The sequence below is a fragment of the Sphingomonas sp. 35-24ZXX genome, assembly GCF_000786215.1.
GTDB lineage: Bacteria > Pseudomonadota > Alphaproteobacteria > Sphingomonadales > Sphingomonadaceae > Blastomonas.
This window is the reverse complement of sequence record NZ_JROG01000003.1, coordinates 305196-328489: the sequence shown is the minus strand read 5'-3', so window position 1 is coordinate 328489 and position 23294 is coordinate 305196. Positions and strand designations below refer to the sequence as shown.

At 64.0% G+C, this 23294-nt stretch carries 19 protein-coding genes; 8 read left to right on the top strand and 11 right to left on the bottom strand.

What is annotated here, in order from left to right; all coding sequences use genetic code 11:
- Positions 1–115 precede the first annotated feature (115 nt).
- The 6 genes from bioB to LI72_RS04215 form a co-directional block, all read right to left on the bottom strand.
- The gene (gene bioB / locus LI72_RS04235; protein WP_033924609.1) at positions 116–1129 is read right to left on the bottom strand and encodes a biotin synthase BioB; all 1014 of its coding nucleotides are present in this window, start codon (positions 1127–1129) and stop codon (positions 116–118) included.
- Positions 1108–1476 carry a hypothetical protein gene (locus LI72_RS18920; protein WP_052129493.1) on the bottom strand — a complete coding sequence of 123 codons (369 nt, stop codon included), beginning with the start codon at positions 1474–1476 and terminating at the stop codon, positions 1108–1110. Before LI72_RS18920 ends, bioB begins: the two co-directional genes overlap by 22 nt.
- Positions 1473–3611, bottom strand: a complete 2139-nt coding sequence (scpA, locus tag LI72_RS04230) for a methylmalonyl-CoA mutase (RefSeq protein ID WP_033924608.1) — start codon at positions 3609–3611, stop codon at positions 1473–1475. The genes LI72_RS18920 and scpA overlap by 4 nt, the downstream gene beginning before the upstream one ends.
- Positions 3612–3636: 25 nt before the next feature.
- Positions 3637–4419, bottom strand: a complete 783-nt coding sequence (locus LI72_RS04225) for an enoyl-CoA hydratase-related protein (protein WP_033924607.1) — start codon at positions 4417–4419, stop codon at positions 3637–3639.
- A gap of 192 nt (positions 4420–4611) precedes the next feature.
- Positions 4612–5055, bottom strand: a complete 444-nt coding sequence (gene mce, locus LI72_RS04220; protein ID WP_033924606.1) for a methylmalonyl-CoA epimerase — start codon at positions 5053–5055, stop codon at positions 4612–4614.
- 264 nt (positions 5056–5319) lie between these two features.
- The gene (locus LI72_RS04215) at positions 5320–6846 is read right to left on the bottom strand and encodes an acyl-CoA carboxylase subunit beta (protein ID WP_033924605.1); all 1527 of its coding nucleotides are present in this window, start codon (positions 6844–6846) and stop codon (positions 5320–5322) included.
- A gap of 116 nt (positions 6847–6962) precedes the next feature.
- Between LI72_RS04215 and LI72_RS04210 the strand changes: the two genes are divergently transcribed.
- Entirely contained in the window at positions 6963–8369 is a 1407-nt protein-coding gene (locus LI72_RS04210) for a helix-turn-helix domain-containing protein (protein WP_033924604.1), read from the top strand.
- A 25-nt stretch (positions 8370–8394) separates the two neighbouring features.
- Here LI72_RS04210 and gor read toward each other — a convergent pair whose 3' ends face one another.
- The gene (gene gor / locus LI72_RS04205) at positions 8395–9741 is read right to left on the bottom strand and encodes a glutathione-disulfide reductase (RefSeq protein ID WP_033924603.1); all 1347 of its coding nucleotides are present in this window, start codon (positions 9739–9741) and stop codon (positions 8395–8397) included.
- A 26-nt stretch (positions 9742–9767) separates the two neighbouring features.
- Positions 9768–11285, bottom strand: a complete 1518-nt coding sequence (gene pgi, locus LI72_RS04200; RefSeq protein ID WP_033924602.1) for a glucose-6-phosphate isomerase — start codon at positions 11283–11285, stop codon at positions 9768–9770.
- A gap of 122 nt (positions 11286–11407) precedes the next feature.
- Between pgi and lepB the strand changes: the two genes are divergently transcribed.
- The 5 genes from lepB to LI72_RS04175 are packed head-to-tail and all read left to right on the top strand — an operon-like array spanning position 11408 to position 17586.
- Positions 11408–12220, top strand: a complete 813-nt coding sequence (lepB, locus tag LI72_RS04195; RefSeq protein ID WP_033924601.1) for a signal peptidase I — start codon at positions 11408–11410, stop codon at positions 12218–12220.
- A complete protein-coding gene (rnc, locus tag LI72_RS04190) occupies positions 12175–12891 on the top strand; it encodes a ribonuclease III (RefSeq protein ID WP_231562359.1) in 717 nt (238 codons plus the stop codon). Before lepB ends, rnc begins: the two co-directional genes overlap by 46 nt.
- Positions 12888–13796, top strand: a complete 909-nt coding sequence (gene era, locus LI72_RS04185; protein WP_033924600.1) for a GTPase Era — start codon at positions 12888–12890, stop codon at positions 13794–13796. Before rnc ends, era begins: the two co-directional genes overlap by 4 nt.
- Before the next feature lie 46 nt (positions 13797–13842).
- Complete coding sequence (locus tag LI72_RS04180; RefSeq protein ID WP_033925279.1) at positions 13843–16008, top strand: primosomal protein N'; 2166 nt, start codon at positions 13843–13845, stop codon at positions 16006–16008.
- Between the two features lie 33 nt (positions 16009–16041).
- Complete coding sequence (locus LI72_RS04175) at positions 16042–17586, top strand: S1C family serine protease (RefSeq protein WP_197051810.1); 1545 nt, start codon at positions 16042–16044, stop codon at positions 17584–17586.
- 7 nt (positions 17587–17593) lie between these two features.
- On the opposite strand, the gene LI72_RS04170 is transcribed toward LI72_RS04175, so the two are convergent.
- The 3 genes from LI72_RS04170 to LI72_RS04160 all read right to left on the bottom strand — a co-directional run bounded on the left by LI72_RS04170 (position 17594) and on the right by LI72_RS04160 (position 20945).
- Positions 17594–18610, bottom strand: a complete 1017-nt coding sequence (locus tag LI72_RS04170) for a bifunctional transcriptional activator/DNA repair enzyme AdaA (protein WP_052129628.1) — start codon at positions 18608–18610, stop codon at positions 17594–17596.
- Between the two features lie 14 nt (positions 18611–18624).
- Positions 18625–19089, bottom strand: a complete 465-nt coding sequence (locus LI72_RS04165) for a DUF1203 domain-containing protein (protein WP_033924597.1) — start codon at positions 19087–19089, stop codon at positions 18625–18627.
- 89 nt (positions 19090–19178) lie between these two features.
- A complete protein-coding gene (locus LI72_RS04160; protein ID WP_081984623.1) occupies positions 19179–20945 on the bottom strand; it encodes a methyl-accepting chemotaxis protein in 1767 nt (588 codons plus the stop codon).
- Between the two features lie 247 nt (positions 20946–21192).
- Between LI72_RS04160 and LI72_RS04155 the strand changes: the two genes are divergently transcribed.
- Together LI72_RS04155 and atpA are read left to right on the top strand one after the other, a co-directional pair.
- Positions 21193–21747 (top strand): F0F1 ATP synthase subunit delta, encoded by a 555-nt coding sequence (locus LI72_RS04155; protein ID WP_033924595.1) that lies wholly within the window; start codon positions 21193–21195, stop codon positions 21745–21747.
- 7 nt (positions 21748–21754) lie between these two features.
- On the top strand, positions 21755–23284 hold the full coding sequence (gene atpA / locus LI72_RS04150) for a F0F1 ATP synthase subunit alpha (protein ID WP_033924594.1): 1530 nt from the start codon (positions 21755–21757) through the stop codon (positions 23282–23284).
- The last annotated feature ends 10 nt before the right edge of the window (positions 23285–23294 follow it).

Below are 23294 nucleotides of genomic sequence, written 5' to 3'. Positions count from 1 at the left end.
ACCAATCCGTCATCCTGAACTTTTTTCAGGATCCATCCCGCCCCAACAGCCGAAGCTGCGCGGGGAGAAATGGGCCCTGAAACCAGTTCAACATGACAGAAGAGGGAAGCGGATTTCACTCCGCAGCCTCCAGATGCCCGTGCGGCTGCGCGGCCATCGCCTTCATGCCGAGCTTGGCCAGCAGCGCGCCATCCTTGTCGTCGCCCGCGTTGGGCGCGGTGAGCAATTTGTCGCCGGTGAAGATGCTGTTTGCGCCGGCCATGAAGCACAAGGCCTGGCAGCTTTCTGACATGCTTTCGCGGCCCGCGCTCAGGCGCACCATCGAGCGCGGCATGGTGATGCGGGCGACCGCGACCGTGCGGACGAACTCGATCTCGTCGATCTTGGCGAGCGGCGTATCGGCGAGCATGTCGCCGAGCACGGTGCCCTTGACCGGGACGAGCGCGTTGATCGGCACGCTTTCGGGGTGCGGCATGGTGGCGAGCGCGTGAATGAAGCCGATGCGATCGGAGCGGGTCTCGCCCATGCCGACGATGCCGCCGCAGCACACGTTGATGCCCGCCGAGCGGACATTGTCCAGCGTCTCCATCCGGTCCTCGAAGGTGCGGGTGGTGATGACGTTGGCGTAGTTCTCGGGCGCGGTGTCGATGTTGTGGTTGTAGTAATCGAGCCCCGCATCGGCGAGCTGCTTGGCCTGGCTCGCGGTGAGCATTCCCAAAGTCATGCAGGTTTCCATGCCCATCTCGCGCACGCCCTTGACCATCGCGGCGAGCTTGGGAATGTCCTTATCCTTGGGGTTGCGCCAGGCGGCACCCATGCAGAAGCGGCCGGAGCCATGGTCCTTCGCCTGCGCTGCCGCCTGCAGCACCGCCTGCACGTCCATCAGCTTGGTCGCCTTGACGCCGCTGTCGGCATCCTTGGACTGGCTGCAATAGCCGCAATCCTCCGGACAACCGCCGGTCTTGATCGACAGCAAAGTGGACAGCTGCACCTCGTTGCGCGGGAAATTCGCGCGGTGAATGGTCTGCGCCTCGAACATCAGATCGTTGAACGGCAGGTCGAACAGCGCGGTAATATCTTCGCGGGTCCAGTCGGTACGAGCATCAGTCACTTGAGCGATTCCAGCCATGTAAATGTAAATCCTCCCAGGCCGACTCCCAGCAGGAAGTTCGCGGCCTTGATCAATTTGGTGAGATTGGCAGACGGTTCGCGGTTTTTGGCCCGCGCGTCCACAATCCCGAATGCGGTAGACAATGCCAGCGCCCCAGCCATTGCAACGGCTCCCGCTATCAGCACCAGACTGAAAACCGGGATTTTTGCCGCCTGCTCGGTTCCACTCAGCGACAGCACGCCGCCCAGCACGATCAGCGATAGTGACGTCAGCGTCTTCGCGAAGTCATACAGCAAGGTTTCGCCGTAATGGCCCTCGGGCGCCTGGTCCTTGACGTCGACCTTGGATTCGAGCTCCTCGCTCACTCCGCCGCTTCCTGCAGCGGCGGCATGTTGTGCCCCAGCAGACGCAGCACGTCTGCCGCGCATTCGACGACATTCGATCCCGGGCCGTAGATACCCTGCACCCCGGCATCGCGGAGGAAATCATAATCCTGCGGCGGGATGACGCCGCCTGCGATCACCTTGATGTCGTTGCGCCCGGCCTCCTTGAGACCCGCAATCAGCTCGGGGATCAGCGTCTTGTGTCCGGCGGCGAGCGAGGATGCGCCGACGACATCGACGTTGCTCTCGAGCGCCAGAACGACGGTTTCCTGCGGGGTCTGGAACAGCGGGCCCGAAACGATCTCAAAGCCGAGGTCACCAAAGGCCGAGGCGATCACGTTCGCGCCGCGATCATGCCCATCCTGCCCCATCTTGGCGACGAGCAGTTTGGGTTTACGCCCCAGACGGCGTTCGACCGCTTTCACCCCTTCGACCACCTGCGCCCAGCGGCCGTCATCGACATAAGGCGCGCTGTACACACCCTTGACCGGGGTCGGCACGGTGGCATAGCGGCCGAACACATCCTCCATCGCCTGGCTGATTTCGCCGAGCGTCGCGCGCGCCCGTGCCGCATCCACCGCGAGCGCCAGCAAGTTGCCGTCACCCTTTGCACCCTCGCGCAAAGCATCGAGCGCTGCCTGGCATGCGGCCTCGTCGCGCGAGGCCTTGACCGCAGCGATCCGCGCAACCTGGCCTTCGCGGACCTTGGCGTTGTCGACGTCGAGCGTATCGAGCTGATCCTCGCTCGGCAGGCGGTACTTGTTCACGCCGACCACGACGTCCTCGGCCCGATCGACCCGCGCCTGCCGTCCGGCGGCGGCTTCCTCGATCATCGCCTTGGGCCAGCCTGCCGCCACGGCCTTCGCCATGCCGCCTTCGGCCTCGACGCGCTCGATGATCTCCCACGCCTTGTCGACCAGTTCCTGCGTCAGGCTCTCGATATAATAGCTGCCGCCCAGCGGATCGACGACCTTGGTCATCCCGGTCTCTTCCTGGATGACGATCTGCGTGTTGCGGGCGATGCGTGCGGAGAAATCGGTGGGCAGCGCGATGGCTTCATCGAGCGCATTGGTGTGCAGCGACTGCGTGCCACCCAGCATCGCAGCCATCGCCTCGATCGTGGTGCGGATGACGTTGTTGTACGGGTCCTGCTCGGTCAGCGACACGCCCGAGGTCTGGCAGTGGGTGCGCAGCATCTTGGAACGCTCGTCCTGCGCGCCGAGCTTGGTCATCACCCGGTGCCACAGCACGCGCGCCGCGCGCAGCTTGGCGATTTCCATGAAGAAGTTCATGCCGATCGCGAAGAAGAAGCTCAGACGGCCTGCGAACTTGTCGATGTCGAGGCCTGAGGCGACGCCGTATTTCACATATTCCATGCCGTCGGCGATGGTGAAGGCGAGCTCCTGCACCTGCGTCGCGCCGGCTTCCTGCATGTGATAGCCGGAGATCGAGATGCTGTTGAACTTGGGCATCTCGCGTGACGTGTACCCGAAGATGTCCGAGATGATCCGCATCGAAGGCTCAGGGGGATAGATGTACGTGTTGCGGACCATGAACTCCTTGAGAATGTCGTTCTGGATGGTCCCGTCGAGCAGTTTGCGATCGACGCCCTGCTCTTCGCCTGCGACGATGAAGAACGCGAGGATCGGGATCACTGCCCCGTTCATCGTCATAGAGACCGACATCTTGTCGAGCGGGATGCCATCGAACAGGATCTTCATGTCCTCGACGCTGTCGATCGCCACGCCCGCCTTGCCGACATCACCGGTGACGCGCGGATGGTCGCTGTCATAACCGCGATGCGTCGCCAGATCGAACGCGACCGAAAGCCCCTTCTGACCCGCAGCCAGGTTGCGGCGATAGAAAGCGTTCGATTCCTCGGCGGTGGAGAAACCGGCATACTGCCGGATCGTCCACGGGCGGCCTGCATACATGCTGGCGCGCACCCCGCGGGTGAACGGCGCAAAGCCAGGCAGGCCGGGATCGACCGACACATCGTCCGCCGTGTACAGCGGCTTGACCGCAATCCCCTCTGGCGTCTGCCAGGTCAGATCGCGTCCCTTGACCTCCTTGTCGGCCAAAGCCTGCCAGTCGGTGATATTGGGTGTATCGGTCATTCTATCGGTCCCATGTCTGTTTGGATCAGCTGCCGGTGAAGTTCGGCTTGCGCTTCTGCAGAAAGGCGATGGCGCCTTCGCGTGCATCATTGGTGTCGCCTGCGATCCGCTGGCCCTCGGCTTCGCGCGCGAGTGCGGTGTGGAAATCGCATTCGAGCGCCTCGACCAGGTTCTTGCGCATGATGCCCAGCGCGACGGTCGGCATCGCGGCGAGCCGCTTGGCCAGCGCCATCGCCTCATCCATCAGGCTGTCATGCTCGACGACCTTGTAGACCATCCCCCAATCATGCGCCTTGGCGGCGGGGATCTTCTCGCCCAGCATCATCATCTCGGTGGCGCGCGCCTTGCCGATCAGCCGGGTGAGCATCCAGCTCGCGCCGCCGTCAGGCACCAGGCCGATGTTGACGAACGCCTGGAGGAAATAGGCCTTCTCGCTCGCGACCACGAAATCGGGCGCAAGGCCGATCGAGCAGCCGACACCGGCAGCAGGTCCATTGACCGCGCTGATCGTAGGGATGTGCAGCCGGTGCAGCTTGAGCAGCATCGGGTTGTAATGCTGGGTCAGCGCCTTGTAGCTGCCCTGCCCGCCCGAGATCGAGCTATCGCGCCCGCCGGTGAGGTCCGCCCCCGAACAGAAACCCTTGCCCGCGCCGGTGATGACCAATGCGCGCGCATCGCCGAGATGATCGAGCGCATCGTTGATCTCGCCCGCCATCGGCAGCGAGCAGGCATTGAGCCGCTCGGGCACGTTGAGCGTGATGGTGGCGATCTGGTCGGCGATATCGAGCTTTATGGTTTCGTAGGTCATCCTGAACTCTCCCTTCTCGTTACCCCTCTCCCTTGATGGGAGAGGGCTGCGAAGACTTGGTGCTGAAAGCACCTAGTCGAAGCTGGGTGAGGGTGAAAATGCGCTGACGTCGCTCTGCATCACCCTCATCCAACTGCGCCTAGCCAGCAAGCTGGCAAGGCTTCGTATCCTTCTCCCATCGAGGGAGAAGGTTTAGTGCGCTCCACCCGCAGGCGTCTCCATAATCTCGGTCAGCACCCCGCCCATATCCTTGGGGTGCACGAAGAAGATCAGCGTGCCATGCGCGCCGACCCGCGGATCGCCCAGCACGCGCTTGCCCAGCGCCTCGAACTCCGCCTTCGCCGCGTGAATATCGGGCACCTCATAGCAGACATGATGCTGCCCGCCGTTCGGGTTCTTCTCGAGGAACGACGCGATCGAGGCATTGCCCGGCAGCGGCTCGATCAGCTCGATCTGCGTGCCATTGAGCGCGCCATCCGCGCCTGGCGTATCGACAAAGCACACCTTCACCCCCTGTTCGGGCAGGTCGAAAGGTTCATGAATCTTGGTCGCGCCCATGACATCGCGATAGAACACGATCGAGTCCGCTATGGAGGGCGTGGCAACCCCGATGTGGTTCAGTCTTCCGAGCTTCACTGGCGTATTCCTCTCTCAAATCCCGTCAAGCTGAACTTGTTTCAGCATCCAATCGGCTCCCCGTAACGTCGGCGCGTGGGGCGAGCTGGACCCTGAAACAAGTTCAACCCGAAGCCTTGGGGCGCGGGTCATACACCGCATCGAAAAATTCGATCATGAATACCTGATGACCATATAGACGATAGCGCCCACGGTAACCCCAAGGGCTAAAATCGCGACCTGAGTCGCGTCTTTGCGTGAGGAGTTGTTGTTCACGCGCTGCTCCTAAAGCGGAATATTGTCATGCTTCTTCCAGGGGTTCTCGAGGCTCTTGTTCCGCAGCTTCCTCAACCCCAGCGCGATCCGACGCCGCGTTGAATGCGGCATGATCACCTCGTCGATAAAGCCCTTGGATGCGGCCACGAACGGGTTGGCGAAGCGCGCTTCATATTCCTTGGTGCGCTCGGCGATCTCTTCGGGCGTCTTGCCGCGGAAGATGATCTCGACCGCGCCTTTTGCCCCCATCACCGCGATTTCGGCGGTGGGCCAGGCATAATTGAGGTCGCCGCGCAGGTGCTTTGAGGCCATCACGTCATACGCGCCGCCATAGGCCTTGCGGGTGATGACGGTGATCTTGGGCACGGTCGCCTCGGCATAGGCGAACAGCAGCTTGGCGCCATGCTTGATGATGCCGCTGTGCTCTTGCGCCACGCCGGGCAGGAAGCCGGGGACGTCGACGAAGGTGATGATCGGAATGTCGAAGCAATCGCAGAAGCGCACAAAGCGTGCGGCCTTTTTCGACGAGTTGATGTCCAGGCATCCCGCCAGCACCATCGGCTGGTTGGCGACGACGCCCACGGTGCGGCCCTCGATGCGGCCGAAGCCGGTGATGATGTTGCCTGCGTGCGTCGGCTGGATTTCGAAGAACTCGCCCTCGTCGAGCGTCTTCCGGATCAGCTCGTGCATGTCATAGGGCATGTTCGGGTTGGCCGGGATCAGCGTATCGAGGCTGTTCTCGATCCGGTCGAACGGGTCGGCGGTCGGCCGCTCTGGCAGGTCCTCGCGGTTCGACAGCGGCAGGTAATCGATCAGGTCGCGCGCGGCGAGCAAGGCCTCGATGTCGTTGTCGAACGCCACATCAGCAACGCCCGACTTGGCGGTATGCGTCACCGCGCCGCCGAGCTCTTCCTGCGTAACGACCTCGTTGGTCACGGTCTTGACCACATCGGGACCGGTGACGAACATGTAGCTCGAATCCTTCACCATGAAGATGAAGTCGGTCATCGCGGGTGAATAGACCGCGCCGCCTGCGCAGGGCCCCATGATCAGGCTGAGCTGCGGCACGACGCCGGAGGCCAGCACGTTACGCTGGAACACCTCGGCATAGCCGCCGAGCGAGGCGACACCTTCCTGGATGCGCGCGCCGCCCGAGTCATTCAGGCCGATCACAGGCGCGCCGACTTTCAGCGCCATATCCATGATCTTGCAGATCTTCTGCGCGTGCCGTTCGGACAGCGATCCGCCGAACACGGTGAAATCCTGGCTGAACACGAACACGAGGCGGCCGTTGACCGTGCCTGATCCGGTGATCACGCCATCCCCGGGGATGATCTGGTCCTGCATGCCGAAGTCGACGCAATTGTGCTCGACATACATGTCGAGCTCTTCGAAGCTGCCCGGATCGAGCAGCACGTCGAGGCGTTCGCGCGCGGTCAGCTTGCCCTTGGCGTGCTGGGCTGCGATGCGCTTCTCGCCACCGCCCATATGCGCCTTGTCGCGCCGGGCTGCCAGTTCTTCCAATATGGCCTGCATCGCATCCTCTTGTTTTCGAAACTCGGGATGCTTCCTTTCCAGCCTTTGGACCCTCACGCAAATGTTAAATAGCGAACTTGCAAAGCCCCACTTTGCAAACTAGGCGCGATAGGCAAATGTCACGCCGCAAACGCCTTTACGCCGGGCAAAGAGTCCGCGCCGTCCGCCGCCACTCCGGCCTCAACCAGGCCGCGATGGCCGAGGCCCTGGGCATCTCGACCAGCTATCTCAGCCAGATCGAAAATGACGAGCGGCCGATCACGCCGCAGGTGCTGACCGCGCTGTCGCGTCACTTTGCGTTCGAGCTGGAGGAGACGCCGGGCGAGCCGCCCTCGCTCAACTGGCAGACGGTGCTCGACGATCCGGTGCTCGCAGGGATCGAGATCGACCCGGTACGCTTTGCCCGGTTGCAGGACAGCCATCCCGAGCTGACCCATATCATCACCAACCTCTATCAGGGCTATCGCCAGGCGCAGGAGCGCGCGGCGATGCTCGACGACAGCCTGGCGGCGACCGGGCAACACAATGCCCGCCTGCCCTGGGAAGAGGTGCGCGACTGGTTTCACGAGGCGGGAAATTATATCGATCAGCTCGACCGGACCGCAGAATCGATCGCCGAAGAGCTAGGCGACGATCTGCATATCGACGGGCTGACCGCACGATTGCAGCGCGATCATGGGATTACCGTCAAGCCGCTGCGCGCGACCGATCCGAATGCTCCGCTGAGCCAGTTCGATCCGGCGAGCCGGACCTTGTCGCTGGCGGACGGGCTTGCGCCGGAATCACGCTATTTCCTGCTCGCGCACCGGCTGATGGCGCTGGAGATGCGCTTTGCCATCGCCATTCTGGTCGCCAATGCCAGTCTGCGCAGCGACAAGGCGCAGCAGCTCGTCTCGGTGGGGCTCGCCAATTACGCGGCAGGCGCGTTGATGATGCCCTATCGGCGCTTCCGCGAGGCCGCGATGGCCTGCCGCCATGATATCGACCAGCTCACGCATCGCTTCGGGGTCAGTTTCGAACAGGCCTGCCACCGGCTCTCGACGCTGCAGCGCCCCGGCGCGCGCGGGCTGCCGGTGTTCTTCTGCCGGGTCGACATGGCGGGCAACATCACCAAAAGGCACAGCGCGACGCGGCTGCAGTTCGCGCGCTTCGGCGGCGCGTGCCCGCTCTGGGTGGTGCATGAGGCCGCCGCGATCCCCGACCGCATCCTGGTACAGCTGGCCGAAACGCCCGATGGCGTGCGCTATGTTTCGATGGCCAAGGGGCTGGTCAAGCCTTCGGGCAGCTATGGCCGCAAGCCGCGCCGCTATGCGGTCGCCTTGGGCTGCGAGGTCGAGCACGCGCGGCACTTCATCTACGCCGACGGTCTGGATACCGCAGCAGCAGGGGCGGTGACGCCGATCGGCATCAGCTGCCGCACCTGCCCGCGCGACAATTGCGATCAGCGCGCGTTCCCGCCCACCGATCGCCCACTGCTGATCGATCCCGACCGGCGCGGCATGGTGCCGTACCGGATCGGGTAACGATCAAGATAGCGCGCCGGCGCGATTACTTCATCAGCACCAGCTCTTCGGCCATGCTGGGGTGCAGCGCGACGGTGTCATCGAACGCCTGCTTGGTCAGCCCTGCCTTCACCGCAACCGCTGCCGCCTGCAGAATCTCCGGCGAATCCGGACCGATCATGTGCAGGCCCAGGATCTTGCCAGAGGGTTCCTCGGTGATCATCTTGTACAGACCACGCTCGGCCCGATGCGCGAAGACATTGCGCATCGGGCGGAAATCGGCCGAATAGACGCGGATATTGCCATAGCGATTGCGCGCCTCGCCTTCGGTCAGGCCCACCGACGCGATCGGCGGCTGCGAGAACACGGCGGTGGGAATGCAGTTGTAATCCACCGTCTTGGGCGTCCCGCCGAACACGGTGTCGGCAAACGCCTGGCCTTCGCGGATCGCCACCGGGGTCAGCTGCACCCGGTTGGTAACATCGCCCACCGCATAGATGCTGTCGCACGTCGTCTTGCTGTATTCGTCCACCGGGATCGCGCCCTGATCGTCGGTCTCGATGCCGACATGCTCCAGCCCGAGGCCTTCGACATTGGGCACGCGGCCCGTGGCGACCATCACGATATCGGTGTTGATCGGATCCTGCCCGGTGAGGAACACGTCAAGCGTGCCGTCTTCGCGCTTCTCGATCTTCTCGAACGGTGCCTTGAACTTGAACTCGATGCCCTTGGTCATCGAGATCTGCAGAAGGCGATCGCGCAGCGACTCATCATAGCCGCGCAGGATGGTGTCGCCGCGGTTGACGATGGTCACCTTGCTGCCAAGGCCATTGAGGATCCCGGCAAATTCGTTGGCGATATAGCCGCCGCCCGCGATCACCGCGCGCCGCGGCAATTCGTCGAGGTGGAACATCTCGTTCGAGGTAAGGCAATGCTCCGCGCCCGGAAACTCGGGCACGTACGGCCGCGCGCCAACCGCGACGAGGATATACTTGGCGCTGATTTCCTGCCCGCTCGCCAGCTTGACGCGGTGCGGCGCGATGATCGTCGCGCGCTCCTCGATAATCGTGACGTTGTGGTTGGTCAGCGTGCTCTTATACGCGGCGTTCAGCCGATCGACATCGGCCAGCACCCGGTCGCGCAGCACCTGCCAGCTGAACTTGGTGCCCTCGATGGTCCAACCGTAGTTCTGGGCGTCCTCCAGATCCTCGGCGAAGTGCGATCCATAGACCAGCAGTTTCTTGGGCACGCAGCCGCGAATGACGCAGGTTCCGCCGACGCGATATTCCTCGGCCACGGCGACCTTGGCGCCATAAGCCGATGCGATGCGCGATGCGCGCACCCCGCCGGACCCTGCACCGATGACGAACAGGTCGTAATCAAACTCGCTCATATTCTTCAAACTCCTGGGAACGACCGCTACAGGCCTGCCGCGTCGATAAGAGCAGCCGTAGAAGGGTCGAAATCGCCGGACTGGCGGTTGCCCATGGATTTGGCGATTTCCTTGCCCAGTTCAACACCGAACTGATCAAAAGGATTGATCCCCAACAGCATCGCATTGGCGAAGGTGCGATGTTCGTAGAATGCGATCAGCGCGCCAAGGCTTTGCGGATCGACACTGTCGATCAGGATCGTTGCCGAAGGGCGGTCGCCCGGATAACTGCGCTGCGGATCGTCACTGGCCTTGCCCTGCATCAGCGCCGCGCCTTGTGCGAAGCAGTTGGTCAGCAGCGCGCGATGATGCGCCTCGTCGAACTCGTGCCCTGCCAGGCGCGCCGCGATGAACTCGACTGGGATCAGATGGGTGCCCTGGTGCAGCAGCTGGAACACCGCATGCTGCGCGTCGGTGCCCACCCCGCCCCAGGTGACCGGCGCGCTCGGGCGGCCCAGAGCGGTGCCGTCACGGCGCACGGCCTTGCCGTTGCTTTCCATCTCGAGCTGCTGGAGATAGTCGGGCAGCAGTCGCATGCGCTCGTCATAGGCAAACACCGCACGGGTCTGGCAGCCGCGAACCTGCGCATAATACAGGTCGGCAAAGGCGGCGAGCACCGGCATGTTGCGCGCGAACGGCGCGCTGGCGAAATGCGCGTCCATGGCCGCTGCGCCTTCACGGAAGGCGGCGAAGCCATCGTTGCCCAGCGCCATCGCGACCGGGAAGCCGATGCTCGACCAGACCGAATAGCGTCCGCCCACGGTTTCCGAGAACGGCAGGATGCGGGTTTCGTCGATGCCCCATTCGGCGGCCTTGTCCGGCGCAGCGGTCAGCGCGACCAGTTGGCCATAGGGATCTTCCACCCCGCCCTCGCGCATCCATTCGATTGCGCTGGTCGCGTTCATCAGCGTCTCGGTGGTGGTGAAGGTCTTCGAGGCAATCGCGACCAGAGTCCTGGCCGGATCGAACTTCGCCACCGCCTCGGATAGGGCCTCGCCATCGACATTGGCGACGACGGCGATGTCATAGCGGTCGCTGTCGCGGCACAGTGCATCGATCACCAGCTTCGGCCCCAGCGCCGATCCGCCGATGCCGATATGCAGCACATGCTTGATCTCGCCGAACACACCCTGGTCGATCGCATCGACCAGGGCCGCCATCCGGGCGTGAAGGCTGTTGGCACTCTCCACCGAGTCCACAGCGCCCATGCCGCGTTCGGCAGGGTGTTCGGCCGAACGATCCTCGCTGGAATTGATCTTCGCACCGGAAAGAAACTGATCGCGCATTCCCGCCAGATGCATCGCTCCAGCCAGCTGCTCGAACTGCGCGAGCAAAGCAGAATCAAGGTGCGTCTTGGAAAAGTCGAACAGGATGTCCGTGCCCGCGAGCGGAATGCGATGCGCCAGCAGGCTCAATCTTTCCGGGTCCTGTTCGAACAGGGCAGACAGCGTCTGGCGGGGCGAATTCGCAATCGATTGCCAGATGGCATCGGCTTGGTCGGACATGATTTACCTTTCGGGCTGGACGAACGCCGGGGGGTTTAGCGACCCGGTCCAAGCTTGGCGAGAGGGTTTCCCGGCATGCGACAGGGCTTGACGCCGCAATTTCGGGTCAGCAAAGGGGTCAGATGAACGAAACCGCCGCCACCAGCCCCAAGCCCAAGTCGGAAACGGCGGATTTTCTGCAATTTCTGGTCAAGCTTGCGATCTTCTTCTTCATCCTGCGCAGCTTCATCATCTCGCCGTTCAATATTCCGTCGGAATCGATGCAGCCCCGCCTGGTCGTCGGCGACTATCTGCTGGTGTCGAAATGGTCCTATGGCTATTCGCGCTACAGCCTGCCCTTCAACCTGCCGCTGATCCCGGGACGCGTGCTGGCCAGCCAACCCGATCGCGGCGACGTGGTCGTGTTCAAGGCGCCGCCGAGCGCCAGCGCGGATTACATCAAGCGGGTGATCGGCTTGCCCGGCGACACCATCCAGATGCGCGACGGCACCGTGTGGCTGAACGGCAAGCCTATCCGCAAGGAACGCGTTGCCGATTTCGTCATTCCCGTTTCGCCCAATACGCGCTGCTATGACCGCAGCTTCGAGGTTCCCGCCAAGGATGGCACTGCCGTGTGCAGCTATCCCCGGTTCCGCGAGACGCTGCCCAGCGGCCGAAGCTATTTCGTGCTCGACCTGATCGATGCCCCGCGCGACACCACCGAGGCGATCATCGTGCCCGAGGGCCATATGTTCCTGATGGGCGACAATCGCGACAACAGTCTCGACAGCCGCTTCCCGGCGATCGAGGGCCAGGGTATCGGCATAGTCCCACAGGACTATCTGGTCGGCCGGGCGCTGGTGACGGTGTTCTCCACCGATGGTTCGGCCAGCTGGTTCCTGCCCTGGACATGGTTCACCGCGGCCCGCTGGGACCGTATCGGGGAAGGGTTTTGAACCCCGACGTGGAACTGACGGCGCTACTGCCCATTATCGACTACCAGCCGCGTGACCCGGGACTGTTCGTCCAGGCGCTCACCCATGGCAGTACTGGCATCACCCCCGACTACCAGCGCCTGGAATTCCTGGGCGACCGCGTGCTGGGCATGGTCGTGGCCGATCTGCTCTACACCCGGTTTCCCAAGGCGGCAGAGGGCCAGATGTCGGCCTTTCTCAATCGGCTGGTCTCGCGCGAAAGCTGCGCCGATATCGCCCGCGCATGCAGCCTGGGTCCGCTGATCCGGCTGGGCAAGCAGGCGCGCGACGATGGCGGTGCGGGCAGCACCAACATCCTGGGCGATGTCGTCGAAGCGCTGATCGGCGCGCTCTATATCGATGGCGGCATTGCCGCTGCCCGGGCGTTCATCGAACGCCACTGGGCCGACCGGATCGGCGCAATCAGCGAAGCCCCGCGGCATCCGAAATCGGAATTGCAGGAATGGGCCGCCGCGCGCAACCGCAAGACCCCGGTCTACACGCTGTTGCGCAAATCGGGGCCGGATCACGATCTGCGGTTCAACGTGCAGGTCGAGGTCAAGGGGCTGGGCACGGCGCAGGCCACCGGCACCAGCAAGCAGGAGGCGGAGACGCTGGCAGCAAAACAATTTCTCGCGGAGCATGGACGATGAGCGAAGACACCAACCCCTCGCGTTGCGGCCTGGTGGCCGTGCTGGGCGCACCGAATGCCGGCAAATCGACCCTGGTCAACCATCTGGTCGGGCAGAAGGTCGCGATCACCAGCCCCAAGGCGCAGACCACGCGGACCAAGCTGCTGGGAATCGCGCTGGCCGACAAGACGCAGATCATGCTGGTCGATACGCCCGGCATCTTCGACCCCGATCGCCGGTTCGACCGCGCGATGGTCAGCGCCGCCTGGGAGGGGTCCGATGGTGCCGATGTCATCGCACTGGTGGTCGACGCCAAGGCGAAGCGGTCGGAACGTCTGGAAAAACTCATCGAACAGGTCGCCATGCGGCCCGAGCGCAAGATCCTGGTGCTCAACAAGGTCGATATCGCGGCCAAGGACAAGCTGCTCGTCCAGGCGCAGCATCTGCATGCCGCCGGCGGCTTCGACGAGGTGTTCTTCGTCAGCGCGCTGACCGGAGATGGTGTTGCCGAGCTCAAGGCCTGGCTGGCGGCCGCGATGCCCGTGGGCGCCTGGCACTTCCCCGAAGACCAGGTGTCCGATGCCAGCGAACGGCTGCTCGCGACCGAAATCACCCGCGAGCAGCTGTTCAACCAGCTGCATGCCGAGCTGCCTTATGCCAGCGCCGTAGTTCCCGAAAAGTACCTGACCCGCAAGGATGGCTCGATCGAGATTCACCAGCAGATCCTGGTCGCGCGCGACACCCAACGCGCGATCGTGCTCGGCAAGGGAGGAGCACGGATCAAGGAGATCGGGGAAAAGGCGCGCGCCGAGCTGGCCAAGGTGCTCGGCGTCACCGTGCACCTGTTCCTGCACGTCAAGGTCCAGGAAGGCTGGGACGAGGACCGCGAGATCTACGAAACCATCGGACTGGGCTGGGTCAAGTAACACCGCCTGTACGCACAGGCCTGCACTCCCTATGGGAGAAGGCACGATGAATCGCGTGCGCGTCCTCCTGTTCAATGCCGCTCTCGGGCCGCTGGATTATAGCGTGCCTGTCGGCATGGATCTGCCTGCAGGATCGGTGGTGCAGGTGCCGCTCGGCCCGCGCCGGATCGATGGCATCGTCTGGGAAGCAGGCAGTTTCGGTGCGGAGGAGATCGAGGCCAGCCGGCTGCGTCCGGTGCTCGCACGGCATGACATTCCGCCGCTGTCGGCTGCATTGCGCCGTCTGATCGAATGGACGGCGGACTATTATCTCGCCAGCCCAGCAGCGGTGGCACGCATGGCTCTGCCCAGCGGATCGCTGATGGGGCCGGGCCGGGCGATCACCGAATACCGCCTGAGTGGCGCCCCCCCTGCCCGTATGACTCCGCAGCGCCAGGTGGTGTACGATACGCTGGGCGATGCGCAGGCCACGGTACGCGAGCTGGCGGCGCTGGCGGGCGTGTCCGAAGGGGTGATCCGATCGCTAGTGCAGTCCGGCGCGTTCGAGGCCATCGAAGTCCCGATCGATCGCCCCTATCCGCGGCCGGATCCGGACTTCATCAGCCCCGCGCTCAATGACGAACAGCGCGCCGCCGCCGATCGCATCGCCGAGGCCGTGCGGCATTCCGAACCGGTGCCGTTCCTGCTCGATGGCGTAACCGGATCGGGCAAGACCGAAGTCTATTTCGAGGCGGTGGCCGAAGCGCTGCGCCATGGGAAGCAGACGCTGCTGCTGCTGCCCGAGATTGCGCTGACCCAGCCCTTCCTCACCCGGATCGAGGCGCGCTTCGGCGCGGCCCCGGTGCCCTGGCACTCGGGCCTGAAGCAGACCGAAAGGCGGCGGGCGTGGAACGCGATCATCGGCGGCGATGCCAGGATCATCGTCGGCGCGCGTTCGGCGCTGTTCCTACCGTATGCGAACCTGGGCGTGATCATCGTCGACGAGGCGCACGAGACCAGCTTCAAGCAGGAAGATGGCGTGCGCTACAACGCCCGCGACGTCGCGGTGATGCGCGGGCGGTTCGAGGGCTGCCCGGTGGTGCTGTCCAGCGCCACCCCGGCGCTCGAAAGCCGGGTGATGGCCGAGGCGGGACGCTACGAAGCGTTGCTGCTTACCCACCGCTTCGGCGGCGCGCAGCTGCCGAGCATCGCGCTGATCGACCTCACCGAACACCCGCCGCCGCGCGGCCAGTGGATCGCGCCGCCGCTGCTGTCCGCGATGCAGGAACGGCTGGACAAGGGCGAACAGTCATTGCTGTTCCTCAACCGGCGCGGCTATGCCCCGCTGACCCTGTGCCGCAATTGCGGCCACCGGTTCAAATGCCCCAATTGCAGCGCCTGGATGGTCGATCACCGGCTGTCGGGTCGACTGGCCTGCCACCATTGCGGCCATGCCGAACCGTCGCCCAGCGCCTGCCCCGAATGCGGCGAGAGCGATTGTCTGGTCGCCTGCGGCCCCGGCGTCGAGCGGATCGCCGACGAGGTCGCCGCCCTGTTCCCGCAGGCCCGGCGCGCGATCGTGACATCGGACACGATATGGTCGCCAGAAAAGGCGGCGGAGTTTGTCGCCGCGGTCGAGGCACGCGCGATCGACATCATCATCGGCACCCAACTGGTCACCAAGGGCTATCATTTCCCCGACCTGACGCTGGTCGGGGTGATCGATGCCGATATCGGGCTGGAGGGCGGCGATCTGCGCGCGGGCGAACGCACCTTCCAGCAGATCGCCCAGGTTGCAGGCCGCGCCGGAAGGGCCGCCAAGCCGGGCGAGGTGTTCATCCAGACCCGCCACCCTGATGCGCCGGTGATCGATGCGCTGGTGCAAGGCGATCGCGAGGCCTTTTACGCCGCCGAAACCCAAGCCCGGCGCGATGCCAATGTGCCCCCGTTCGGGCGGTTGGCAGCAATCATCATCTCGTCCGAGGACCATGAGGAGGCCCGCGATGCCGCGCGGCAGGCAGGCGCCGTCGCCCCCGAGCTGGATGGCTTTGCGGTCTATGGCCCTGCGCCGGCGCCGTTGTCGCTGCTGCGCGGGCGACACCGCTTCCGGTTGCTGGTCCATGCCCGGCGCAATGTCGAGATGCAGCGCATCATCCGCGACTGGCTGCAACCTCTGCGCTGGCCGCCGGGCGTGCGGGTGGCGGTCGACGTCGATCCCTATAGCTTTGTCTGACCGCCGCGCTATGAGATGGCGGCCATGAACCCGATGCGCCTTTTCGCCCTGCTGTTCGCCGCCTGTACGGCGCTCCTCGCCACCCCGCTCGCCGCCGATCCCGCCGATATCCAGGCTGCCAGCCGCTCGGTGGTGCGGGTCGTGCTGGTCGCCGAAGAGGATGGCGAGACATTTTATGTCGGCCATGGCAGCGGCTTTGCCGTCGCGCCGGACAAGATCATCACCAATGCCCATCTCGTCGCACCGATGCGCGAGGATGCGAGTATCCGCATCGGCATCATCCCGTCAGAGGGCACCACCACCTATGGCGGCAAGCTGACCGCAATCTCGGCGCGCAACGATCTTGCCGTGATCCAGCTGGAAAAGGGCCGCCTGCCCAGCCTGGCGCTGCTGGCGACCCCGCTGGACGATGGCGCTTCTGTCATGGCGATCGGCTATCCCGCCGCGGTCGACCGGGCCCAGGGGCTGGATGCCCGCGAGACGGTAGCGCCGATGGCGCCGGTCAAGACCCCGGGCGTGATCTCGGGCGGGCGCACCACCCGTGACTTCGACACAATCCTGCACACCGCCGCGCTCGCCAAGGGGAACAGCGGCGGACCGCTGGTGGACCTGTGCGGCCGCGTGGCCGGGGTCAACAGCTTTGGGTCGCTGTCCGACGGCAACGATGCCGAATATGGCTTTGCCGTGTCGAACCGCGAACTGTTCAGCTTTCTGCGGTCGGCCAAGATCGATTACCAGCTGGCGGACTCGCCCTGCCGCTCGGTCGCGGAACTGTCGGCAGAAGAGCGCACGCGTGCCGCAGCCGCCGCTATCAACACCCGTGAGCGGCAGCAGTCCGAGCAGGCCGAGCGGCGCGATCTGGAGGAACGCGCGCTGCGCGAGGCCGAACATGAGGTGATCGCGGCCCGTGAAAACCATGTCGCTTTTGCGGCGTTGATGCTGGTGCTGGCGGGCTTGGGCGCCGGTGCGACCTTCGTGCTGCACGAGCGCGGCGATGGCGACAAGCGCAAGATCGCCGGTGCCGTGACCGGCGCGCTGGTGCTGACCGCAGCACTGGGACTCGCGCTCCGTCCGAGCTTCGACAAGGCCGAAGACATCGCCATGGCCGCGGTCAAGAAGGAGCTCGGCGAAAAGGGCGTGCTGGCCGGCGCAAGCGATGGCGTCTACGAATGCCGGATCGTTCCCGAACGCAGCAAGATCACGCGCTCGACGCCACCGTCCGTCGAAATCGGCTGGACCGCCAGCGGCTGCGTGAATGATCGGACGCAATATGGCCAGGATGCCGATGGCTGGACCCGGGTCTTCGTGCGCAACGAGGACCAGCTGGTGGCGATCAACCAGTTCAACCCGGCAACCCGCGAATTCCGAACCGAGAATTTCCAGCTGGGTCTCGCCACCATGGAGACCGCCCGCAAGATCCGCGCGCGCTACACCAGCAAGAGCTGCACGACCGAACCCGACCGGCTCGCCGAGCTGGAAGACATGCAGAAGGCGCTGCGTCAGGCGCTGCCTGCCCAGCCCAACGAGGTCCTGACCTACAGCTGCACCGTCCGGCCCAAGGCCAACGCGAAGAAATAGGCGGCGGTCAATCCGCCTCGCGCTTGAGCAGTTCGGTCTTGATCCCGAGCCCATAGGCATAGCCGCCCAGCGTGCCATCGCTCCGCAGCGCACGGTGACAGGGGATCAGCACTGCCACCGGATTGGCTCCGCAGGCTGACCCCACCGCCCTGACCGCAGCCGGTCTGCCGATGGCGGCGGCCAGCTGCGCATAGCTGCGGGTTTCGCCCGCCGGTATTTCGGACAAGGCTTTCCAGACGGCCTCCTGGAAGGCCGTGCCACGCACATCCACCGGAATGGCAGCGCTTGCGGCTGGCGCCTCCACACCGGCCACGATGCGCGCAACATAGGTCGCGGCATCGTCTCCGGCCTCGGTCAGCCGTGCAGCCGGAAAGCGGACGGCCAGCGCCTGCGCATCCTCGTTGAACGACAGCCGGCACACGCCCTTGTCGGTCCATGCCACCAGCATTTGTCCAAGGCTGGTGTCGGTCTTCGTCCAGTGGATATCGACCCCCTGCCCGCCATTCTTCCATGCCGAAGGATCCATGCCGATCCGTCCTTTCATCGTTCCGTAAAAGCGCGAAGGCGCATTGAACCCCGCCTCATAGATGGCATCCACCACCCTGTCGTTGATGGTCAGCGCCTCGCGCGCCCGCTCGGTGCGCAGTGCGCGAGCATAAGCGGCTGGCGAAAGGCCGGTATGGCGGCTGAATATCCGCTGGAAATGGGCCGGAGAATAGCCGCACTCCGCAGCCAGGGCGGACAGCGCGAGCGGTTCCTGGTTGCCGCGAATCGCCTCGATGGCAGCGAGCACAGCGGTCGCATCCCGCGCGACATCGTCGGGCAGGCATCGCTTGCAGGCGCGCAGCCCTGCGGCCCGGGCAGCAGCGCCATCGGCAAAGAAGCGCACATTGGCGCGCGCTGGGTGCCGCGCCGCGCAGGAGGGCCTGCAGTAGATGCCCGTGGTGAGCACCCCCGTCACGAACCGGCCATCATATGCGCGGTCGCGGCGCAAGACCGCAGCCCAGGCAGCGGTGTCATCCATGGTCGCGTCCACCGTCACCCCCTGTCGATCTGTGCGACAAAGCAGCCATGGGCCGCATTGTGCGCGTGGATATAGGCAATTTCCGGATTGGCAAACAGTCCTCGAATGGCTGCATCGCCCTCTCCGGGCATCGCCAGCCTGGCATCGCGCAGCATGCCCGCCTCGTCGAATGCGCGCAGGCCCAGCGGGCGACCGAGCATGACCGGAGGCAAACTATCTCGGTATTGGGCGGCCTCGGCAACCTGACGAACATAGATCGCGTAGCTGCTGCGATACGGGGTCCTGGCGCGGTGACTGACATGATGGAGCAGGATCACGGTTTCCCCGAGCGCCGCATCCTCAAGGCTGATCCGGCATGGAAACCCGGGATAGCTCGTAGCAGTTACCCGCAAGGCATCGTGCCTTTCCAGATCGGCATCCGACAAGGCGAACAGGTGGGAAAAGGAGGCCGGGTCAAGTCCGGCGATGGTGTAGGTCATCAGGGCAGCTCCTGCTTGAGGTCTGCCCCTTGCCTAACCGGCGACAGCGCGCCGCGCGTCCCGGATCATGCGTTCAAAGCCCTGACGAGCTAAGCCGCGCGCACCGCGCTTGCGAGTTGCAGCATCTGCTCGCGCAGTTCCTGCGATTGCCGCGCCACGTCTTCGGCGGTCTCGCTCAACGCCTGGGCTGACATATTGGCGGTGGTGGATGTCGCGGTCAGCTCGCCGATCTGCACCACGACCGAGTTGGTGCCATCGAGCAGGTTTCCAAGCGCCTGGAGAATATCGCGGCTGGCATCATCCTGCTCCGACACTGCGGCATCGATCCGGTCGGCGTTCTGGCGAATCACATCGACATGACCGTCCACCGATACGACCGCGCTGGAGACCTGCTCGGTCATGGCGGCGACGCTGCCCAGCCTCTGCTCGACCGAGGCAGCAGCACTCTGGGTCTGGCTGGCGAGATTCTTGACCTCCTGCGCCACCACGGCAAAGCCACGGCCTGCCTCGCCGGCACGAGCGGCCTCGATCGTGGCGTTCAGCGCCAGCAGGTTGGTCTGCTTGGCAATATGCGTGATCAGCGCGAGAATTCCGGAGATTTCTCCAGCCACCTCCTGCAGCTGCGCGGCAATTTCGCGGCTTGATCGACTGGCATCATGGGCGTCGTAGATGTTGCGGGCACTGTCGGCGACAAGCCCGCGCACGCCGCCGCCGGTTTCCTGCAGCCTGCGTCCGTGGCGGTTGATCAGGTTGACCGATTGCGCCGCACGGTTAGCACGGTCGGCGCAATGCTGGCTGAGGTCCTGCGCCTGCGCAGCATTGCGCTTCATCTCCTGAACGCCTTCGCGCATTCCAAGAGCGGCCTTGGCGAGCTTCTCTGACAGCTCGGACAGCCGTGTTTCGTGCATGGCAAAAAGCCGGTCGATCTCGACCGAGCGCCGGTTGCGTTCTTCCTGGCGATCCATCTGCTCACGCTGCAGCTGGAGCGTCGCCGCCTGACGATCCCGTTCGGCCTGTAACACGCGATCAGCCTTGGCATGCGACCGGTGGATCGCCCTGGCAATGGCCCCGATTTCATCCCGGCGTCGCAGGCCAAGGTCACGGACCGGCGCGGTTTGCCGCTTCTCTGGCATGGCATATTGCGCCAGCGCCATCAGCGGGACCAGAAAGTCCCGGTTGGCATGGCGCAGACACCAATGCGCGAAAACCCCGGCAAACAGCACCAGCACTGTGGAGAATGCCAGCGAGGCGATATAGAATTCGCGCAGGGTCTTGAGCTGCGCTGCGCCGCGCTTACGCATCATTTCGATAGCGTTCTGGCTCGTCACCAGCATCGGGTCGAGCCCGTGGTGCAGATCGGTCGCGATGAAGTCTTCGATACTGTCAACCGATCCCGACTGCATCAGGCTGCGCAGCTTCCCCTTCGCTGTATCCGCAGTCCTGCGGTTTATTTCCAGAGCCGCCATCTCCTTGGGGAATTCTGTCGCGAAGGTGCTCTGCTCCATCCAGACCCAGTTGACCTCGATCTTCCGGTCCAGATCGTTGAGCACTACGAGCCCTGCCTGCGGCGACATCATGCTGGCCTTGACCTTGCTCGAAACGACGAGAGATTCGCGATATCCATCGACTATCGCCTGCAGCCGAATGGTCGGCTGGATCCGCTCGGTCAGTAGCGTGCTCGTCGTATACTGGGTGACTGCGATCACGGTAATCGCCCCCAGCGCGAGCAGAGCCAGCAGGCCGAGCATGGTATTGAGGACGAGGCGCATCTTGGCCTGGACGCTCAGACTCGCCGCCCAAGCCATCACTTCCAGCCGCGTTCGGGCAAAATTCAATTTCAGTGGCGGCGATTCCATGGCGGACCTGTCAGTAACCTATCGGCTTCGCGATATGCGTGAGGTTACAAACAAATGGTAAAGGCATCCTTCAGCATACTGCCGCAAAGCGGCGATTCGCCGGGAAATTTCCAGCGTACCGGCGATCGCTTCCCCCGTCTTGCAATGCAACATGATGAGTGCTAACCGCCGCGCCGACAGGTGAGGGAGGTGCACATCTCCCGCTCGAGCCTGATGCAATACCATAACGGCAAGGGAAAGCATTCGCGTGGACATTTCCGGCGGGATACAGGCCAGTCTGGCAGGGCGTTACGCCTCGGCACTCTTCTCGCTCGCGCGCGACGACAAGCAGCTTGCCGAGGTCGAGACCAGCGTTGCGACGCTGCGTGCGGCACTGAACGAGTCGGAAGATTTCGCGACTCTGACGAAGAGCCAGACCATCAGCCGCGCTGCAGCAGAAGGCATCGTAAAGTCGCTCGCCGAGATGCTGAAGCTCGACGCCATGACCGGCAACCTGCTCGGCGTGCTGGCGACCAATCGCCGCCTGGGGCAGCTGTCTAACATTCTGGCCGCCTTTGACATGCTGGTCGCTGCGCATCGCGGCGAAGTCACCGCCGAGGTCACCTCTGCCTTCCCGCTCAGCGAAGCGCAGATCGACGAAATCCGCAAGCAGCTGAAGGACCGCGCCGGTCACAGCATCAAGATCACCGCAAAGGTCGATCCGTCCATTCTGGGCGGCCTGATTGTCCGCATGGGCAGTCAGATGATCGACTCCAGCATCAAGACCCGTCTCAACACGCTCAGCCAAGCGATGAAAGGCTAACATTCTCATGGACATTCGTGCCGCAGAAATCTCCAAGGTTATCAAGGATCAGATCGCCAATTTTGGCACGGATGCGCAAGTATCCGAAGTGGGCAGCGTGCTGAGCGTCGGTGACGGCATCGCGCGCATCCACGGACTGGACAACGTCCAGGCCGGTGAAATGGTCGAATTCTCCAACGGCGTGCAGGGCATGGCCCTGAACCTCGAAGCCGACAATGTTGGCGTCGTGATCTTCGGCTCGGACGCCGAGATCAAGGAAGGTGACGTCGTCAAGCGCACCGGCACCATCGTGGACGTGCCCGTCGGCAAGGGCCTGCTCGGCCGCGTGGTCGATGGTCTGGGCAACCCGATCGATGGCAAGGGCCCGATCGTTGCCGAAAAGCGCATGCGCGTGGAAAGCAAGGCTCCGGGCATCATCCCGCGCACCTCGGTGCACGAGCCCGTGCAGACCGGCCTCAAGGCGATCGACGCGCTCGTTCCCGTCGGCCGCGGCCAGCGCGAGCTGATCATCGGTGACCGTCAGACCGGCAAGACTGCCGTCGCGATCGACACCTTCATCAACCAGAAGGAAGCCAACGCCGGCGACGATGAAGGCAAGAAGCTGTACTGCATCTATGTCGCCATCGGCCAGAAGCGTTCGACCGTCGCGCAGATCGTGCGCCAGCTCGAGGAATCGGGCGCGATGGAATATACCATCGTCGTCGCCGCAACCGCATCAGAGCCCGCTCCGCTGCAGTTCCTGGCACCGTACACCGGTTGCACCATGGGCGAATATTTCCGTGACAACGGCATGCACGCGCTGATCGTGTATGACGATCTGTCGAAGCAGGCCGTGGCTTATCGTCAGATGTCGCTGCTGCTGCGTCGTCCTCCGGGCCGTGAAGCCTATCCCGGCGACGTGTTCTATCTGCACTCACGTCTGCTGGAGCGCGCCGCGAAGATGAACTCGGACAATGGTTCGGGCTCGCTCACCGCGCTGCCGATCATCGAAACCCAGGCGGGCGACGTGTCGGCCTATATTCCGACCAACGTGATCTCGATCACCGACGGCCAGATCTTCCTCGAAACCAACCTGTTCTATCAGGGCATCCGTCCGGCCATTAACGTCGGCCTGTCGGTGTCGCGCGTGGGTTCTGCTGCGCAGACCAAGGCGATGAAGAAGGTTTCGGGCTCGATCAAGCTGGAGCTGGCGCAGTACCGCGAAATGGCGGCGTTCGCGCAGTTCGGTTCGGACCTCGATGCCTCGACCCAGAAGCTGCTCAACCGCGGCCAGCGCCTGACCGAACTGCTCAAGCAGGCTCAGTTCAGCCCGCTGCCGTTCGAAGAGCAGACCGCATCGATCTTCGCCGGCACCAACGGCTATCTCGATGCGCTGCCGGTCAACCGCGTCAACGAGTACGAAGCGGCTATGCTCAGCTTCCTGCGTTCGGACCACGCCGACCTGCTGACCACGATCCGCGATACCAAGGATCTGGGCGACGCAGCCAAGGCCAGCCTGAAGGCTGCGCTGGACGCATTCGCCAAGACGTTTGCTTGATGGCTGGCCC

Coding starts and splice junctions, on each gene's coding strand:
- bioB (WP_033924609.1), bottom strand. CDS start 1,129: ATGGCTGGAATCGCTCAAGTGACTGATGCTCGTACCGACTGGACCCGC.
- scpA (WP_033924608.1), bottom strand. CDS start 3,611: ATGACCGATACACCCAATATCACCGACTGGCAGGCTTTGGCCGACAAG.
- LI72_RS04225 (WP_033924607.1), bottom strand. CDS start 4,419: ATGACCTACGAAACCATAAAGCTCGATATCGCCGACCAGATCGCCACC.
- LI72_RS04215 (WP_033924605.1), bottom strand. CDS start 6,846: ATGCAGGCCATATTGGAAGAACTGGCAGCCCGGCGCGACAAGGCGCAT.
- LI72_RS04210 (WP_033924604.1), top strand. CDS start 6,963: ATGTCACGCCGCAAACGCCTTTACGCCGGGCAAAGAGTCCGCGCCGTC.
- gor (WP_033924603.1), bottom strand. CDS start 9,741: ATGAGCGAGTTTGATTACGACCTGTTCGTCATCGGTGCAGGGTCCGGC.
- pgi (WP_033924602.1), bottom strand. CDS start 11,285: ATGTCCGACCAAGCCGATGCCATCTGGCAATCGATTGCGAATTCGCCC.
- lepB (WP_033924601.1), top strand. CDS start 11,408: ATGAACGAAACCGCCGCCACCAGCCCCAAGCCCAAGTCGGAAACGGCG.
- rnc (WP_231562359.1), top strand. CDS start 12,175: ATGGTTCACCGCGGCCCGCTGGGACCGTATCGGGGAAGGGTTTTGAAC.
- era (WP_033924600.1), top strand. CDS start 12,888: ATGAGCGAAGACACCAACCCCTCGCGTTGCGGCCTGGTGGCCGTGCTG.
- LI72_RS04180 (WP_033925279.1), top strand. CDS start 13,843: ATGAATCGCGTGCGCGTCCTCCTGTTCAATGCCGCTCTCGGGCCGCTG.
- LI72_RS04175 (WP_197051810.1), top strand. CDS start 16,042: ATGCGCCTTTTCGCCCTGCTGTTCGCCGCCTGTACGGCGCTCCTCGCC.
- LI72_RS04170 (WP_052129628.1), bottom strand. CDS start 18,610: ATGGATGACACCGCTGCCTGGGCTGCGGTCTTGCGCCGCGACCGCGCA.
- LI72_RS04165 (WP_033924597.1), bottom strand. CDS start 19,089: ATGACCTACACCATCGCCGGACTTGACCCGGCCTCCTTTTCCCACCTG.
- LI72_RS04160 (WP_081984623.1), bottom strand. CDS start 20,945: ATGGAATCGCCGCCACTGAAATTGAATTTTGCCCGAACGCGGCTGGAA.
- atpA (WP_033924594.1), top strand. CDS start 21,755: ATGGACATTCGTGCCGCAGAAATCTCCAAGGTTATCAAGGATCAGATC.